The sequence below is a fragment of the Escherichia sp. E2562 genome (assembly GCF_005781075.1).
Lineage (GTDB): Bacteria > Pseudomonadota > Gammaproteobacteria > Enterobacterales > Enterobacteriaceae > Escherichia.
The window spans coordinates 51,108-67,616 of sequence record NZ_VATM01000001.1 but is presented as its reverse complement, the minus strand read 5'-3'; the positions used below and the strand labels follow the sequence as shown (position 1 = coordinate 67,616).

Annotated in this window: 11 protein-coding genes; 3 read left to right on the top strand and 8 right to left on the bottom strand. The window is 49.9% G+C overall.

The features are described 5' to 3' along the window. Window positions 1-29: 29 nt before the first annotated feature. The 3 genes from ssnA to mocA form a co-directional block, all read right to left on the bottom strand. Window positions 30-1,358 carry a putative aminohydrolase SsnA gene (gene ssnA, locus FEK43_RS00260; protein WP_135407750.1) on the bottom strand — a complete coding sequence of 443 codons (1,329 nt, stop codon included), beginning with the start codon at window positions 1,356-1,358 and terminating at the stop codon, window positions 30-32. 2 nt (window positions 1,359-1,360) lie between these two features. Beyond that, complete coding sequence (gene ygfK / locus FEK43_RS00255; RefSeq protein WP_135407748.1) at window positions 1,361-4,459, bottom strand: putative selenate reductase subunit YgfK; 3,099 nt, start codon at window positions 4,457-4,459, stop codon at window positions 1,361-1,363. Between the two features lie 322 nt (window positions 4,460-4,781). Continuing rightward, window positions 4,782-5,360 (bottom strand): molybdenum cofactor cytidylyltransferase, encoded by a 579-nt coding sequence (gene mocA / locus FEK43_RS00250; RefSeq protein WP_135407747.1) that lies wholly within the window; start codon window positions 5,358-5,360, stop codon window positions 4,782-4,784. Window positions 5,361-5,452: 92 nt separating this feature from the next. On the opposite strand from mocA, the gene yqeC reads away from it, so the two are divergent. Then, a complete protein-coding gene (gene yqeC / locus FEK43_RS00245; RefSeq protein WP_131161991.1) occupies window positions 5,453-6,223 on the top strand; it encodes a selenium cofactor biosynthesis protein YqeC in 771 nt (256 codons plus the stop codon). 47 nt (window positions 6,224-6,270) lie between these two features. Continuing rightward, window positions 6,271-7,896, top strand: a complete 1,626-nt coding sequence (gene yqeB, locus FEK43_RS00240; protein WP_130207794.1) for a selenium-dependent molybdenum cofactor biosynthesis protein YqeB — start codon at window positions 6,271-6,273, stop codon at window positions 7,894-7,896. 219 nt (window positions 7,897-8,115) lie between these two features. On the opposite strand, the gene arcC is transcribed toward yqeB, so the two are convergent. Genes arcC through ygeW form a run of 5 tightly spaced genes read right to left on the bottom strand, consistent with a single transcriptional unit; the run spans window position 8,116 to window position 14,247 of the window. Beyond that, a complete protein-coding gene (gene arcC, locus FEK43_RS00235) occupies window positions 8,116-9,048 on the bottom strand; it encodes a carbamate kinase (protein ID WP_130207792.1) in 933 nt (310 codons plus the stop codon). A gap of 47 nt (window positions 9,049-9,095) precedes the next feature. Continuing rightward, window positions 9,096-10,481: a D-phenylhydantoinase gene (hyuA, locus tag FEK43_RS00230; protein WP_135407745.1), complete on the bottom strand. Its 1,386-nt coding sequence runs from the start codon at window positions 10,479-10,481 to the stop codon at window positions 9,096-9,098. A 53-nt stretch (window positions 10,482-10,534) separates the two neighbouring features. Beyond that, window positions 10,535-11,746: a YgeY family selenium metabolism-linked hydrolase gene (locus tag FEK43_RS00225; protein WP_135407744.1), complete on the bottom strand. Its 1,212-nt coding sequence runs from the start codon at window positions 11,744-11,746 to the stop codon at window positions 10,535-10,537. Between the two features lie 57 nt (window positions 11,747-11,803). Then, the gene (gene dpaL / locus FEK43_RS00220) at window positions 11,804-13,000 is read right to left on the bottom strand and encodes a diaminopropionate ammonia-lyase (protein WP_135407742.1); all 1,197 of its coding nucleotides are present in this window, start codon (window positions 12,998-13,000) and stop codon (window positions 11,804-11,806) included. Window positions 13,001-13,059: 59 nt separating this feature from the next. Continuing rightward, window positions 13,060-14,247 (bottom strand): knotted carbamoyltransferase YgeW, encoded by a 1,188-nt coding sequence (gene ygeW / locus FEK43_RS00215; RefSeq protein ID WP_001360948.1) that lies wholly within the window; start codon window positions 14,245-14,247, stop codon window positions 13,060-13,062. Window positions 14,248-14,725: 478 nt separating this feature from the next. On the opposite strand from ygeW, the gene FEK43_RS00210 reads away from it, so the two are divergent. Further along, the gene (locus FEK43_RS00210; RefSeq protein ID WP_130258073.1) at window positions 14,726-16,504 is read left to right on the top strand and encodes a sigma-54-dependent Fis family transcriptional regulator; all 1,779 of its coding nucleotides are present in this window, start codon (window positions 14,726-14,728) and stop codon (window positions 16,502-16,504) included. Window positions 16,505-16,509 lie beyond the last annotated feature (5 nt).

The following is a 16,509-nucleotide window of genomic DNA, read 5'->3' as shown; positions in this document are numbered from 1 at the left end:
CTTCCCTGAAGGAAAAGGGTTTTTGTCATTTATGCCAATGCATCCATACGACGCCACATACTGGCAGCGGCTTTTCTGGCTTGCGCATAAATGGAATCGCAATCGAAGTTAAACTGACGCTCTTCATAGACCATCACGCCGTTGACCATCACGCTGTGAACGCTGCCTGACCCCATACCAAAGGCGATATGTCCAGCGATATTGTCTGCCAGCAGCGGCGTCGGCGAGTTGTAATCGCAAATGGTTAAATCTGCTTTATAACCGGCTTCCAGGAGGCCAAATTTCGCGCCAAAGTTGCGGCTTATCAGTTCGTTGCCGTTAGTCAGGGCTTTGGCAAAACTGTCTGGCCATAGCGGACCACCCGCATCGCGATGTTTAAAGAAGGCGAATTTCATCTCTTCAAACATATCTGAACCAATGCCGTCGGTTCCCAACGCCAGATTGCGAATATCGCTAAGGTGATGGTTGTAGCCGACGTGGTTGTTCATGTTGGAACGAGCGTTATGCACCAGGAACGCATCGCGCTGATTGAGCAGAGCAATATCTTCTTTTGACAAATACAGACCGTGAGCAACCAGCGTTTTGCTGTCGATGAGATCGTATTCTGCCAGCCGTACCAGCAGGTCTTTGCCGTACCAGTGGTGACTGTGAGAAACGTCGTAAAGGTCTTCAGCGGCGTGAATGTGTAAACCACGCCCGGTAGCTTTCACTGCTTCGCGCAGCATTTCCAGTCCAGCATCCGGCACGGTAAACGGGGCGTGAGCGCCGATATGCGCTTCTACCAGATACGGCTCGGTTGCCGCTTTCTTCGCATCATCAATCTGACGGGCGAAGCGGATATTTTCTTCTACCCCTTCCTGTAACTCTTTAATGCCGTTGTTACGGTCAGTGGTTTCAAAACAGGTCATCGCGCGCAGGCCAACTTTTAAAAATGCGTTGCGCAGCGTTGAGAGCGACCCGCCGATATACGCCGGAGAAGCATGGTGATCGATAACCGATGTACATCCGCTCTTGATTGCTTCCAGTGAACAAATCAGTCCGCTGTAGTAGAGAGATTCTTCATCAAGGGCGCGATCGAGCCGCCACCACAGGTTTTTCAGCGTCGAGATGAAGTCCGGGCAGGGGGCGATGTTTGCCATAATTCCGCGGGAAAGCCCCGAGTAAAAATGGTTGTGCGAGCAGACAATCCCCGGCATTACAATCCGACCATGCATCTCTTTGTAGTTGGCTTCAGGGTAGCGGTGTGTCAGGGCGTTGCCGATAGCGATAATCACATCATTTTCGATGGCGATATCGACGCCTTCCTGCACTTTCGCCGGGTGTAGCTGTACTGCGGTGACATTCTTCAGAATCAACATGATTACACCTCCACGCGGCCCAGCAGATAATGATGATGCTGGTGGACATGGCTAATGATGCGGCACATATCGTTCAGCTCTGGCGGTACGTTGTTGAACTGGCCTTCGCTGTCGATGTTTAACACCCAGCTTTGGTTATTCAGACGCACGCGTACTCGGCAATCTTCCACCAGGAAGCCTGGGTTGCTGCTGTTATCAAAATCTTGCGACAGGCTAAAGACGGTGATTTTGTCTTTGTACGGTTTACCGTTCCACGGGCAGAACTGGGCGCAGTTGCCGCATTCGTTGCAGTAGGCGTCCAGGTGCAGTGTCTGGAAACGGTTCTGGAATCCAGGGACCGCAATTGACACGTTGGCGCGGTTCGGGCAGACATCCACACACTTGCTGCAAACGTAGTTACATTCAAGGCAACGTGCGGCTTCCTGAGCGACAAACGCGTCACGATCATCGCTGTTCACCAGGGTGACAGAGATATCGCCTTTGCGTTGGTAGATTTCCGTCGGGTTGACGTTGTTCCAGTATTTATCGCTTTGGTGTGAACGGATATTTTCCCGGCTAAGAATGGCATCCGATGCCCGACGAGCTGTGCCGACAGCCGCGACAATGGAGGACGGTCCGCGCTGTACGTCACCGATCATAAAGACATTAGTCAGGCGGGTTTCACCGTTATGGTCGACGTCTGGCCAGCCGTTGTTGTCCAGCGGCACGCCCATCGTATTCAGGGCTTCAGTATCCTGTTGTTCGCCAATGGCGGTAATCAAACTGTCTACGTGCAGTGTTACCGTTTCGTTGGTTTCTACCGGGCGGCGACGACCTTTCTCATCAGGTTCGCCAAGTGACATGACGCGCAACGTTAAGGTGCCATCAGCATCGAAGCGTTCAGGATTGTTCAGGAAACGGAACTCCACGCCATCGTGCAGTGCTTCTTCATACTCTTCGCGCCATGCTGGCATCTCTTGCAGTGAACGACGGTAAACGACGGTTGCTTTTTCAACGCCAGGCACGCGTAATGCCGCACGGGCGCAGTCCATTGCGGTGTTACCCGCCCCGACAACCACCACATGTTTACCCAGCTTGAGCGCAGTACCCTTGTTGTACTCGCGCAGGAAGGGGAGAGATTTCCAGACATTCTGGTTGTCGCCCGCCAGTTTCACACCGCTATTTTTATCAGTACCTGTGGCAATCAGAACGTAGTGGAAGCCCTGATTTTTTAACTGTTCGACGGTCAGGTCCGGCGAGCAACCGTACTCAAATTTCACGCCGTGATCGGCAACAAAATCGATATCGTGCTGAATTAACTCAGCCGGGATACGGAACTGAGGAATGATATTTTTCACCACGCCGCCCGCGTTAGCTTCGCGTTCAAACAGCGTGACCGGATGACCTGCTCTGGCAAGGAAGTAACCTGCAGCCAGGCCCGCCGGACCGGCGCCAATTACAGCAACCGGATGACGAGAACCAGAACCGGCTGGTTTGTGCCAGCGTTGCTTATATTCATCCCAGCCTTTTTCCAGGGCGACTTTTTTCAGTTCGCGGATATTCAACGCACTGTCGTAATCCAGACGAGTACAGTTGTACTGGCACTGGTGATCGCAAATATGGCCGGTAATCGCGGGCAGGGCGTTGCGTTGGTAGATAAGTTCCAGCGCGTCGGCATAGCGATGTTCGCCCAGCAGGCGAATATATTCCGGAATATCCTGTTTGATGGCACAAGCAGTAACACAGGGGGCAACGTAGCAGTCGGTCAGTGGCAGGTCTTCTGCCACTTCAATACGCTCTTCTGGCTTCCAGTGTTTCTGGGTGTATTCCATAGTTAGCGCATCTGCTGCCAGCCTGTTTAGCCGTTCGACGTCAACACGGTTAAGCTCCCAGGCGTCTGACCCTTCCAGTTCGCGCATGCAAGCGCTTAAGCGCAGATAGCCACCAGGTTTCAGCAGGTCAGTTGCCATGGTTATCGGGCGAATACCGGTATCGAAAATATCGCGGATAGTTAACTGGCTGGCGCCACCGGAATAAGAGATAGGCAGTTTGCCGTCAAAGGCGCGGGAAAGAACTGCTGCGACATTGATGGAGAGCGGGAACAGCGCACGCCCGGACATATACATCTCTTCGCCAGGCAGTGCGCCTTTATTGTTGATGGTGCCGAGGGTATTAGTCAGTTTGACGCCAAATCCGAGCGATTTTTCTTTCGCCAGCGCCATCAGGCGTTCCAGCATTTCCAGCGCCTGGGTTAGCTTGAGATCGTGATCAAATGACTCTTCTTTTAAGCCAATGTAATCGAAACCACAGCTATCGAGAATCTCGCGCACTCGCGCGTAACCCAATAAAGTCGGGTTGAGTTTCACGAAGGTATTGAGCTCTTTTTCTTCCAGCATGTAACGGCAAATGGCTTCGATTTCATGTGGAGGGCAGCCGTGCATCGTGGAGAGGGTAACGCCTTGTACCATGCTGGTGGGGATACGTGCCGATAAGGCCTGCAAGCTTTCACGTTTTTCCTGCAAACCGTGGCGGGCTAAAAATGCGTCATCCTGGAGTAGTTTATGAAGCGTATCGCGGTATTGTGCGAACTTCGGATGTGCAGACGCGTCCATCATATTATCGATGAACTGCTGCATGGGTGGTTGTTTAATGCCTTCGAGGTTGTAACCGACGCTCATATTAAAGATGAATGATTTACCGGACTCGGACGGCTGGAACATAGCTTCGAGAAGATGCAGGGCGAACCAGGCTTTGAGGTATTCATCCCACGCTTTAAGCAGGGTAAATTCGGTGGACCATTCGGTGTTAAAACACTCGTCTTCGGCGTCGATACAGGGCTTTTCCAGCTCCAGACGATCGAGGATTTGTACTGTTTTAAGTTCGATGAAGCGTCCGCCAGTCAGCCAGGAAGTGACGATGTTTTGTGCGAGTTGCGTGTGCGGACCTGCGGCGGGGCCGACTGGTGTCGCACAGGTTTCACCGAAAACACCGACAGATTTACCTTTTGCGGGTGAGTAAAACTGTTGCTCGGGAATACCAAAGATTGAGCGTTGTTGTTGGTATTCATCAAATATGCGCGTCAAAAGTTCCTCAAACGGAATGGGACGCATAATATCCCCCATAACCCTCTCCTTAGCTTACACAGATATCATTGAGTGACCGGTATTGAGAAATCCGGTGGTTTAGGGGGATAGAGCAACAATCACACCACTCTTGCCATGTTCGCCAGGAAATATAAAAAAATGTGAAGCGCCTCGAAACTTAAGGGGCTTTTGTGAATGATCTCACAGGAGTTAAATGAGAATTAAAATCACTCCTGGGTATTATTGTTGTCAGGAGTTTTATCACTTTTTCTCATTTCTCAAAATCAGTGATTCTGTATCATTATGATAAAGATGTACTGAGTGGATTTAATATTTGAACGCAATCGTTTAACTGGCTTTTCTAAATTTTAGTATACTTTTTTTGCGCATCAATAAAGTCATTTGGAGTATCAATATCTAAAATTATTTCTTCATTTTCCATTTCGACGAAATAATGTTCGCCCATGAGTAATGCCTGGCGCATATGGGTAACATTAGGTTGTTTGACCGCCTGCATCAGGCAGGATTTTGACACTAAAATCGGATGGCCAGGCGTACCATTATGGAGCGGGAGTATGGCTCCGTTGTTTCGTAACTTCCAGATTTTTAGAAAGATATCTCTGTTGATGGTTGGCATATCACCATGAGTGAGAAAACAATGTTCTGTTTGTACCGCTGGCGCTGCGGCTTTTACCGAAGTCAGTAACCCCTGCGCATAATCTGGATTGTAAATAATAGTAATGTTGCTATGGCTAGCGTAGCGATTATGCAGTTCATTGCCGCGATAACCAGTGACCAAAATAATTCGGCTACAAAACTGCAACGCATTTTTGATACTCGCGTCAAGAATTGTTCCCTGTTGCCAGGGTAACATCATTTTCCATTGCCCCATTCTTGATGATAATCCGGCCGCGGTAATTATACAGTCGATGGCTGACATAGTGGTTCCATTATTATATGGGCTAATAACGCCTGAAAATGTGTTACTCCCTGATTAATGCGTATTTACCTCAGAGAGGTCCATGAAGACTCGTGAAAAGTATAATTGACCCATCGGCGTTATTCATTGATTTAGGCGCGCAGAAACACCCCACTGTGATTTCTGTTGTTGGCGCTGGGGGGAAAACCAGTCTGCTTTTTTGGCTGGCGCAGTTATTTCAGTCCATAGGCAGGCGCGTGTTAATTACTACGACCACACATATGTTTATGCCAGATTCTCACTGGCCCGTGGTTTTCTGTCGTGATCCCGCAATGCTTCCTCACTCGTCTCTCAAATTCCCCATTTCATTTTGTTTTCACCGCTGGAAAGCGAACCAGGGAAAAGTGCAGGGATTTACGCCAGAAGTGATTGATGCACTGGTGCAACGACCAGAGTGTGACGTAATTCTCATTGAGGCAGATGGCTCGCGTGGAATGCCGTTAAAAGCGCCTGATGAGCACGAACCTTGCATACCCAAAAGCAGTTGCTGCGTGATTGCTGTGATGGGAGGGCATATTTTGGGCGCGCAAGTTGGCACGGAAAATGTCCATCGCTGGTCGCAGTTTGCTGATATTACCGGGTTAACACCTGATGCAACCTTGCAACTGAGCGATCTCGTTGCGCTGGTTCGTCACCCTCAGGGCGCGTTTAAAAACGTACCACAAGGCTGTCGACGAATCTGGTTCATTAACCGTTTTTCTCAATGTGAGAATGCGATTGCGCAAAGCGAGCTACTTCAGCCGCTGCAACAACATGACGTAGAGGCAATCTGGCTGGGCGATATACAAGAACATCCTGCAATCGCGCGCAGATTTGTGAATTAGCGGCCCGGGCCTTCCGGGTTACTGAATGGATATCGATTGAGGTTGGTATGAATATTTTCACAGAGGCTGCAAAACTCGAAGAGCAAAATTGTCCTTTTGCAATAGCGCAAATTGTAGATAGCCGAGGCTCTACTCCCCGCCATTCTGCACAAATGTTAGTGCGCGCCGATGGTTCTATCGTCGGTACAATTGGCGGGGGAATGGTTGAGCGAAAGGTGATTGAAGAGTCGCTTCAGGCATTGCAGGAACGTAAGCCACGATTATTCCATGGACGCATGGCGCGTAACGGCACGGATGCCGTCGGCTCAGATTGCGGAGGCGCAATGTCAGTGTTTATCAGCGTACATGGTATGCGACCCCGGCTGGTGTTGATCGGCGCGGGGCATGTTAACCGGGCGATAGCCCAAAGCGCAGCACTTCTGGGGTTTGATATTGCTGTTGCCGATATTTATCGCGAAAGCCTGAATCCTGAACTTTTCCCGCCATCAACTGCGCTTGTTCATGCTGAGTCGTTTGGCGCGGCCGTGGAAGCACTGGATATTCGCCCTGATAATTTTGTCCTGATTGCCACGAATAATCAGGATCGTGAAGCCCTCGATAAACTCATTGAACAACCCATTGCATGGTTGGGGTTGCTGGCAAGTCGCCGCAAGGTTCAGCTTTTCCTGCGTCAATTGCGTGAGAAAGGCGTGGCTGAAGAACATATTGCCCGTTTGCACGCACCGGTGGGCTACAACATAGGTGCTGAAACGCCGCAGGAGATCGCTATCAGCGTTCTGGCAGAAATATTACAGGTGAAAAATAACGCGCCGGGTGGGCTGATGATGAAACCTTCTCATCCTTCCGGACACCAGCTGGTGGTGATTCGCGGTGCGGGGGATATCGCCAGTGGTGTGGCGCTACGTCTGTATCATGCGGGTTTTAAAGTGATCATGCTGGAAGTGGAAAAACCGACGGTGATTCGTTGTACCGTGGCGTTTGCCCAGGCCGTGTTCGATGACGAAATGACGGTTGAAGGCGTCACCGCCCGACTGGCAACCAGCGCTGTAGAGGCGATGAAACTGACTGAGCGTGGGTTTATTCCCGTGATAGTTGACCCCGACTGTTTACTGCTTGATGAGCTGAAACCACTTTGTGTGGTGGATGCTATTCTGGCGAAACAGAATTTGGGTACGCGTGCAGACATGGCTCCAGTGACGATCGCGCTTGGGCCGGGCTTTACCGCAGGTAAAGATTGTCATGCGGTGATTGAAACAAATCGTGGGCATTGGTTGGGACAGGTTATTTACTCTGGTTGCGCACAGGAGAACACTGGCGTTCCCGGTAATATTATGGGGCATACCACCCGGCGAGTTATTCGCGCTCCGGCGGCAGGTATCATGCGGTCCAACGTGAAGTTAGGCGATCTGGTACAAGAGGGCGATGTTATTGCCTGGATTGGCGAGCATGAAATAAAAGCGCCACTGACGGGAATGGTGCGTGGTTTACTTAATGACGGGCTGGCGGTGGTCGGTGGCTTTAAAATCGGTGATATCGATCCTCGTGGTGAAACGGCTGATTTCACCAGCGTTTCTGACAAAGCCCGAGCGATTGGTGGTGGCGTACTTGAGGCGTTAATGATGTTGATGCATCAGGGCGTTAAAGCGACGAAAGAAGTACTGGAAGTGGCTTAAATGCAAATGGCCGGATGGTATTACCCACCCGGCCTGAGACTGATGACAAACGCCAAATTGCCTGATGCGCTGTGCTTATCAGGCCTACAAATGCTTTGCAAACCATTGAATATTAGATGTTTTGTAGAGTGGGTAAGGCGTTCACGCCGCATCCGGCATCAATAACGCGCACTTTGTTAACAATCTTTGGCCGAATGGCATCGCCACCCGGCCAATAAATTACTGAGAAATCACCGTTCCGGTTTTTCCTTCAATCCCTTCTTTCGCTTTGCTCAACACGGTAATCAGTGCTTCGCGACCTGCGCGAGAGCGGGCAAATGATGCGGCGGCTTCCACTTTCGGCAGCATAGAACCTTTTGCAAAATGCCCTTCTTCGATAAAGCGTTCTGCATCGGCCAATGACAGGCGATCGAGCCACTGCTCATTCTCTTTACCGAAGTTAATCGCCACTTTTTCTACAGCAGTCAGAATGATCAGCATATCGGCATCGATCATTTCTGCTAAACGGGCGCTGGCCCAGTCTTTATCGATAACCGCACTGGCACCGCGCAGATGGTTACCTTCTCGAATCACAGGAATACCGCCACCGCCAACGGTGATCACAACCTGTCCTGCATCTACCAGCGCTTTAACTGTCTCTTTTTCAACAATATCTACCGGCTTAGGCGAAGCAACGACACGACGATAGCCGCGACCCGCATCTTCTTTCAGGGTATAGCCCTGTTTTGTCAGTTGCTCTGCTTCCTGCTCGGTAAAGAACGAACCGATCGGTTTGGTTGGGTTGAGGAAGGCCGGATCGTTAGCGTCGACTTCGACCTGGGTAACCAGCGTTGCAACGGGTTTATTAATGCCACGAGAAAGCAGTTCTTCTCTTAAGGCGTTTTGCAGATCGTAACCAATATATCCCTGACTCAACGCAACACAGACAGACATTGGCAGCATCGGTGAATGCGCTTCAGTTTTTGCAGCGGCTTCGAATGCCTGGTTAATCATGCCTACCTGTGGTCCATTACCATGAGTGACGATAACTTCATGTCCCTGGGCAATTAAATCAACAATTGCCTGAGACGTAATTTTTACCGCTTTCATTTGTCCAGCCAGATCGTCGCCCAGCGCATTCCCGCCGAGGGCGAGAACAATTTTCTTACTCATTTTTCCTCACTCATCATTCTTGATTGTGTATAGATCCCTGGCAGTGGTTAGAGCACGGGAGGGACAAACGGTTTGCGTCGCAGGAAACGTCCTCGTCCGGCTTTGCCTGTAAAGGTGCCGTCACAGAAAATCGTTTCACCACGGGATAAGGTTCTGACAATCGCACCCTGACAGGTAAAGCCCTCCCAGGGAGAGTAGTCGGCGTTGTCGTGGAGATGGCGATGCTGAATTTGTTGGCTCTGGCGTGGGTCGATAATCACCACGTCGCCATCGGAACCGGGTGCTAATAATCCTTTTTGTGGCCACAGGCCAAACAGCCTTGCGGGCATCGCACTGGTTAATTCAACAAAACGCTCCGGTGTGATACGTCCCGTCATTACGCCACTGGAGAACAGCAACTGCATGCGATTTTCCACACCGGGCAAGCCATTTGGACAGCGGCTGAAATCGCCTTTAGAAATTTGTTGGCGCTGGGCCATCGAGAAGGTGCAGTGATCGGTCGCCACCACGTCAATCGCACCATCGCTGATGCCACACCACAGCTTGTCCTGCTCGCGAACGTTGCGCAGCGGTGGGCTAAGAATGAACTTCATGCCATCTTCTGTATCGTAACTGCGTTCGTCCAGCAGGAGATATTGCGGGCAGGTTTCAACCCAGACTGGCTGGTGATTCGCGCGAGCAAGGCGCAGATAATCCAGACCTAAGCCGTTAGACAGGTGCACGATATAGAGCGGGGCGTTACCGGCAATTTGTGCCAGGTTAATCATTCTGGCGATGGCTTCGGCTTCGCATTCCAGAGGTCGGCTCAAGGCGTGGTAGCACGGCGCGGTTAACCCAGCGGCGATAAACTCCGCTCGCTTACTGGCGATTGCGGCGTCATTTTCTGGGTGTACAGTGGTCAGCGCGCCGGATTCATGCAGGCGGCGTAATGCCTGTAGGACTTCATCATCGTTGAGTTTGTATTGATAGGTTAAATAGAGTTTAAAACTGCTCAGCCCTTCTTCTACCATCATCGGAATTTCGTCGAGTATGGCGTGATTAATATGCTGGATAACACCGTGAAAGCTGTAGTCGATGACCGCTTTATGGGCGGCATAACCACGATAAACTTCCAGTTGATGGCGTAATCGGCAGCCATTCGGGCCAAATCCCATATGATCAATAATGGTTGTTGTACCGCCACACGCGGCTGCGCGGGTACCGGTAAAAAAATCATCACAACTGCGCGCGATGCCGACATCAATATTGAAATGTGTATGGACATCTACGCCGCCAGGGAAAACATGACAGCCAGTGGCATCAATTTCTTCACAGGGGAGTTGCGGCGAAATATCTTTGCCTAACTGGCGGACAATACCGCTTTCAATCAGCAAGTCCTGTTTGGCTTGTCCATCTGCGTTAACGACAGTGCCGTTTTTGATCAATACGCGCATAGCAAACTCCAAAAAACCCTCCGGCGAACCGGAGGGAAATAGGTGAAGAGTAATTATTCTGTTGCCAGCCAGCTTAACGGGATTGCAGCGTACATAGCGGCACAGGTCACCAGGTGAGATTTCCAGGTTTTTTCGTTTGGCGCGTGCGCTTCAGGTTCTTTACCCGGTCCAAAGCCGATGACCGGAATGCCGTGACGGCCCATAATGGATACGCCGTTAGTTGAGAACGTCCACTTATCAACGACCGGTGCTTTGCCAAACAGACCTTCGTAGGCATTCACCAGCGTTTTAACGGTGAAATGATCTTCTTCCACTTTCCAGGTCGGGAAGTAGCATTCGGTTGGGTAAACCAGGCCAGTCCAGGACGGACGGTCGTAGTTGTACATAGAAACGACAGCATTGGCTTTCTGTACCGCAGGCAGGGCGCGGATTTCATCCAGCGCGCCTTCCCAGGTTTCGCCCCAGGTCAGGCGACGGTCGATGGAAACGGCACAGCTGTCTGCTACTGCGCAACGACTTGGTGAGGTGAAGAAAATTTCGGAAACAGTCAGAGTTCCTTTGCCGAGGAATTCGTCATAGCCCAGACGTTGGGACAGTTCTTGTAATTCGCCAAGAATCGGGCCCATTTTGAAAATGGCGTTATCACCGCGTTCTGGTGCTGAACCATGGCAGCTAACGCCCTGAACATCAATGCGAATTTCCATACGACCGCGCTGACCACGATATACCTGGCAGTCGGTTGGTTCGGTACTGACCACAAATTCCGGGCGAATGCCGGATTGTTCAATAATGTACTGCCAGCACAGACCGTCGCAGTCTTCTTCTTGCACAGTACCGGTGACCAGCAGGGTATATTCATCTTCCAGACCGAGGTCTTTAATGATCTTACCGGCATAAACCATTGATGCCATGCCGCCTTCCTGGTCGGAAGTACCACGGCCACCGATCAGCTCGTCGGTTTCCATGCCTTCGTACGGGTCGAATTCCCAGTTTTTGATGTTACCAATGCCAACGGTGTCGATGTGAGCGTCCATTGCAACCAGACGCGGACCCTGGCCGATATAGCCGAGAACGTTACCCATCGGATCGATTTCAACTTTATCGAAGCCGACTTTTTCCATCTCTTCTTTAATACGATGTACTACACGTTTTTCGTCGCAGCTTTCACTGGGAATAGCAACCATATCGCGCAGGAAGCGAGTCATGTCTGCCTGGTAATCTTTTGCTTTTTCAAGAATCAGTTTGAATGGAATATTCTTAGCCATTATTTTTCTCCAGATTTTTTACTCCCCATTTGGCGGGGAGTTGTTCCAATAGGGTGATTAAGGTGCTACAGAGTGTTTGCCTTCCCAGACAACTTCGCGGTAGTGCTTCACGTCGGTGTCGCCTTCGGTGCTGATAACCAGGACGACGGCATCTTTGTTCAGAGCCAGTTTTTCCATCAGGCTTTGACGTTGCGGGTGATAATGAACAGCCGCGAGAACGCCCAAACCGACAGCGCCAGATTCACCAGAAATGATGCGTGGATCGTTGCCGTACGGATTACCCAGCACACGCATACCTAATGCGGCAACGCTGTCCTGACAGGAGATAAATTGGGTGGCACAGTTACGTAAGATTTCCCAGCCCAGAGGGTTAGGTTCGCCGCAAGCCAGGCCCGCCATAATCGTGGCCATATCGCCGCCAACGTTGACGATGTCACCTTTGACGCCGGAGCGATAAATACAGTCAGCTTTGTCAGGTTCAACAATGATGCTGTGCAGATTTTGCGGGGTGTAAACATCCACCAAATAACCTAGTACACCGCCGGCCATAGCGCCGACACCGGCTTGCAGCAGAACGTGAGTTGGTGTTACGCCCATTTCACGCATTTGCTCGACGGCTTCATCTGCCAGAGTGGCGTAGCCCTGCATGATCCAGGTTGGAATTTTGGTGTAACCTTCCCAGGCGGTATCTTGCACCACTTCCCAGCCGTGTTGCTGCGCGTGTTGCATGGTCAGGCGAACGGTATCGTCATAGTTCATATCAGTGACGATGCACTCGGCTCCGAGGTTCAGAATGGCGTCAACGCGTTCTTGAGCGGAACCTTTCGGCATGTAAATTACCGCGTTCTGACCGAGTTGCTGTGCTGCCCAGGCAACACCGCGCCCGTGGTTGCCGTCGGTCGTTGTAGCAAATGTCATTTTTTCGCCGATGGCATTTTTCAGATGCTCGAATGACAGCATTTCGATATCAAGATGATATTTTTCGCACAATAATTGAGCGATGGCGTACGCACCGCCGAGCATTTTGAAGGCGTTCAGACCGAATCGTTTTGATTCGTCCTTAACGAGAATTTTCTTCACACCAAAAAGGTTTGCGAGATCGTCCAGCGCACAAAGCGGTGTTGGGCGATAGCCAGCAATTTTCTGGTGGAACTGGCGCGCCAGTTTTGCCTGGCTTTGCGAAAAGAGCGGTGATGTTTCGCCGTTGAAAAATTTGTTATCGGCGATATCAATCTTCAATGAGAAAACGGACATATCCTATCCTTTTGGCCTCTGAAAATAGAGAGCCGACCTGTCGATCGGCCCGAGGGGGGTTATTTCACGCGTTCTTGTGCTTCTTTCAGCAGTTGTTCGAGCAGTGCGCCTGGTTTGGAATATTTACGGGACAGGATCATCGCTGCGATGATGTATGGCTTCCAGCTGGCTTCTTTGTAGGTTGCGATACGGTATTTTTCGAATACACCTTCAGTAACTTCACCTTCTTTGCAGGATACGCCGCTGATATCGGCTGGCAGGCAGTGCATATACAGGGCTTCGCCGTCGCGGGTCAGCTCCATCATCTCTTCAGTACAATGCCAGTCTTTGTGCTGTGCGTTCTGTGCCAGACACTGTTTTTCCAGCGCTTTCAGTCCTTCGTGATCATTAGCGCGCAGCAGTTCAGTACGCTCTTCCATCACTTTGTAAGGTGCCCAGGACTTCGGATAAACGATGTCAGCGTCTTTGAATGCTTCTTCCATGCTTGTTACCTGACGGAAGCTGCCGCCGGATGCTTTAGCATTGTTTTTAGCGACTTCAACGACATCCGGGATCAGGTCATAACCTTCTGGATGGGCAAGGGTGACATCCATACCGAAGCGGGTCATCAGACCGATGATGCCTTGTGGTACAGACAGCGGTTTGCCATAGCTTGGGGAGTAGGCCCAGGTCATGGCGATTTTTTTACCTTTCAGGTTTTCCAGTGAACCAAAGTGTTCACGTAACCATGCCAGGTCAGCCATTGATTGAGTCGGATGGTCAATATCGCATTGCAGGTTAACTAAAGCCGGGCGCTGCGGCAGTACGCCTTGCTTGTAGCCATCGTCGAGTGCCGCGCCAACTTCACGCATATAGGCGTTACCCGCGCCCAGATACATATCGTCACGAATACCGATAGCGTCAGCGCAGAAGGAGATCATATTAGCGGTTTCACGGACAGTTTCGCCGTGCGCAATCTGTGATTTACCTTCATCAAGATCCTGCTGTGCAAGGCCGAGCAGGTTAAGCGCAGAAGCATAAGAGAAGCGGGTACGAGTGGAGTTGTCGCGGAATACGGAAATACCTAATCCACTATTAAAGACTTTGGTAGAGATGTTTTCAGCACGCAGTGCTTTTAATGCTGCGGCAACGTCCAGTACTTGTTTCAGTTCATCTGGCGTCTGTTCCCACGTTAACAAAAAATCTTTCTCGTGCAGGTGAGAGGTCAGCGAATTGATATCCTTAATCAGCTCATTAACAGTTTTCATCATAAAGTCCCGGTAGTGGAATGACAGGCAAAGTGGTTTATTTCACTGTGACTTGCCAAAGTGATTGGTGTTTTCACAGCTATACCAGGGACTAACAATAAACATGCCAGAATTATCTACGCGGTCACGAAACGCTAATCTGACAGGGGATATGTGGGATTGATCACAAATTATCGCCACACTACGGAAGTTTAAAATATACGGAAACGTTTGGCTTTTTTAACGCAGTTATTTATTTGCTGCTAAGTATCAGAAATAAGATAAAGGGACAGGTGAAAGCTCGTCAGTTTGATAAACTCACTCCCGTAATTCTCATATTGATATAGAAATGTGATATCACTTCCATAATTTCATTAGAAAGTGATAAAAATCTTATGTTTTTAGCAAAGCGATTTTTGCCTGAGTTAATATCGTTATGATCTGTGAACCATCAACGTCTTCAATGATCGACTTTTAAGTGATTCTGGAAGGTAAAGCTATGGAGCTTGCTAATACGCAGTCAGTTTTGATGCAAATTCAACCAACAATTCAGCGTTTTGCCAGAATGCTAGCCAGCGTTTTGCAGCTTGAGGTTGAGATCGTTGATGAAAACTTGTGTCGCGTCGCTGGAACCGGCGCATATGGGAAATTTCTTGGTCGCCAGTTGAGTGGCAACTCACGCTTGCTCCGCTATGTCCTCGAAACGAAAACCGAAAAGGTCGTGACACATTCTCGCTTCGATCCCCTTTGTGAAGGCTGCGACAGTAAAGAGAGTTGTCGTGAGAAGGCGTTCCTGGGGACGCCCGTTATTCTGCAGGATCGTTGTGTCGGAGTGATAAGTTTGATTGCTGTTACTCATGAGCAACAAGAACATATCAGTGATAATTTACGCGAATTTTCAGATTACGTTCGCCATATATCGACTATTTTTGTCTCGAAACTCCTGGAAGATCAGGGGCCGGGAGATAACATCAGTAAAATATTTGCTACCATGATCGATAATATGGATCAAGGTGTATTAGTTATTGATGAGGAAAATCGTGTTCAGTTCGTTAATCAGACTGCATTAAAAACACTTGGCGTTGTGCAAAATAATATGGTTGGGAAACTTATCCGTTTCAGGCCATTAACATTTGAGAGTAATTTTACTCATGGACATATGCAACATATTGTCTCGTGGGATGATAAAAGTGAATTGATAATTGGTCAGTTGCATAACATTCAGGGACGACAGCTATTTTTAATGGCGTTTCACCAATCCCATACCAGTTTTTCCGTGGCAAATGCATCTGATGAACCGCATATTGAACAATTGGTTGGCGAGTGCCGTGTTATGCGGCAATTAAAACGGCTGATTAGCCGCATCGCACCTAGCCCCTCCAGCGTCATGGTCGTTGGTGAAAGCGGGACCGGAAAAGAAGTGGTGGCCCGTGCTATTCATAAGTTGAGTGGGCGACGGAACAAACCCTTTATCGCTATCAACTGCGCGGCAATTCCGGAGCAGCTTCTGGAGAGTGAGCTGTTCGGTTATGTTAAAGGCGCATTTACTGGCGCTTCTGCCAACGGTAAAACAGGGCTGATTCAGGCAGCAAACACGGGAACGCTGTTTCTTGATGAAATTGGCGATATGCCTTTAATGCTTCAGGCAAAACTGCTGCGGGCGATTGAAGCGCGTGAGATCCTGCCTATTGGCGCCAGTAGCCCAATACAGGTCGACATCCGCATCATTTCTGCAACAAACCAGAATCTGGCTCAGTTCATAGCCGAAGGTAAATTCCGCGAAGATCTTTTCTACCGACTTAACGTTATTCCTATCACTCTGCCACCGCTACGTGAGCGTCAGGAAGATATTGAACTGCTGGTGCATTACTTTTTACATCTCCATACCCGTCGTCTGGGATCGGTTTACCCGGGTATTGCTCCCGATGTTGTTGAGTTACTGCGTAAGCATCGTTGGCCAGGAAACCTGCGAGAGTTAAGTAATTTGATGGAGTATCTGGTCAACGTCGTTCCTTCGGGCGAAGTCATCGACAGTACGCTACTACCACCAAATCTGGTTAATAACGGTACGGCGGAGCAAAGTGAGATGCCAGAAGCCAGCGAGGCACATTTGGCTCTTGATGATGCTGGCGGCACAGCGCTGGAGGAGATGGAAAAGCAGATGATTCGCGAAGCGCTCTCACGGCATAACAGTAAGAAGCAAGTCGCTGATGAGCTTGGTATTGGCATCGCCACGCTTTATCGTAAAATTAAGAAATATGAATTGTTAAGCGCATAGTCATC

What these genes read in the sequence shown, in the direction of transcription:
- ssnA (WP_135407750.1), bottom strand. Translation starts at nt 1,358, where the DNA reads ATGTTGATTCTGAAGAATGTCACCGCAGTACAGCTACACCCGGCGAAA.
- ygfK (WP_135407748.1), bottom strand. Translation starts at nt 4,459, where the DNA reads ATGGGGGATATTATGCGTCCCATTCCGTTTGAGGAACTTTTGACGCGC.
- mocA (WP_135407747.1), bottom strand. Translation starts at nt 5,360, where the DNA reads ATGTCAGCCATCGACTGTATAATTACCGCGGCCGGATTATCATCAAGA.
- yqeB (WP_130207794.1), top strand. Translation starts at nt 6,271, where the DNA reads ATGAATATTTTCACAGAGGCTGCAAAACTCGAAGAGCAAAATTGTCCT.
- arcC (WP_130207792.1), bottom strand. Translation starts at nt 9,048, where the DNA reads ATGAGTAAGAAAATTGTTCTCGCCCTCGGCGGGAATGCGCTGGGCGAC.
- hyuA (WP_135407745.1), bottom strand. Translation starts at nt 10,481, where the DNA reads ATGCGCGTATTGATCAAAAACGGCACTGTCGTTAACGCAGATGGACAA.
- FEK43_RS00225 (WP_135407744.1), bottom strand. Translation starts at nt 11,746, where the DNA reads ATGGCTAAGAATATTCCATTCAAACTGATTCTTGAAAAAGCAAAAGAT.
- dpaL (WP_135407742.1), bottom strand. Translation starts at nt 13,000, where the DNA reads ATGTCCGTTTTCTCATTGAAGATTGATATCGCCGATAACAAATTTTTC.
- ygeW (WP_001360948.1), bottom strand. Translation starts at nt 14,247, where the DNA reads ATGAAAACTGTTAATGAGCTGATTAAGGATATCAATTCGCTGACCTCT.
- FEK43_RS00210 (WP_130258073.1), top strand. Translation starts at nt 14,726, where the DNA reads ATGGAGCTTGCTAATACGCAGTCAGTTTTGATGCAAATTCAACCAACA.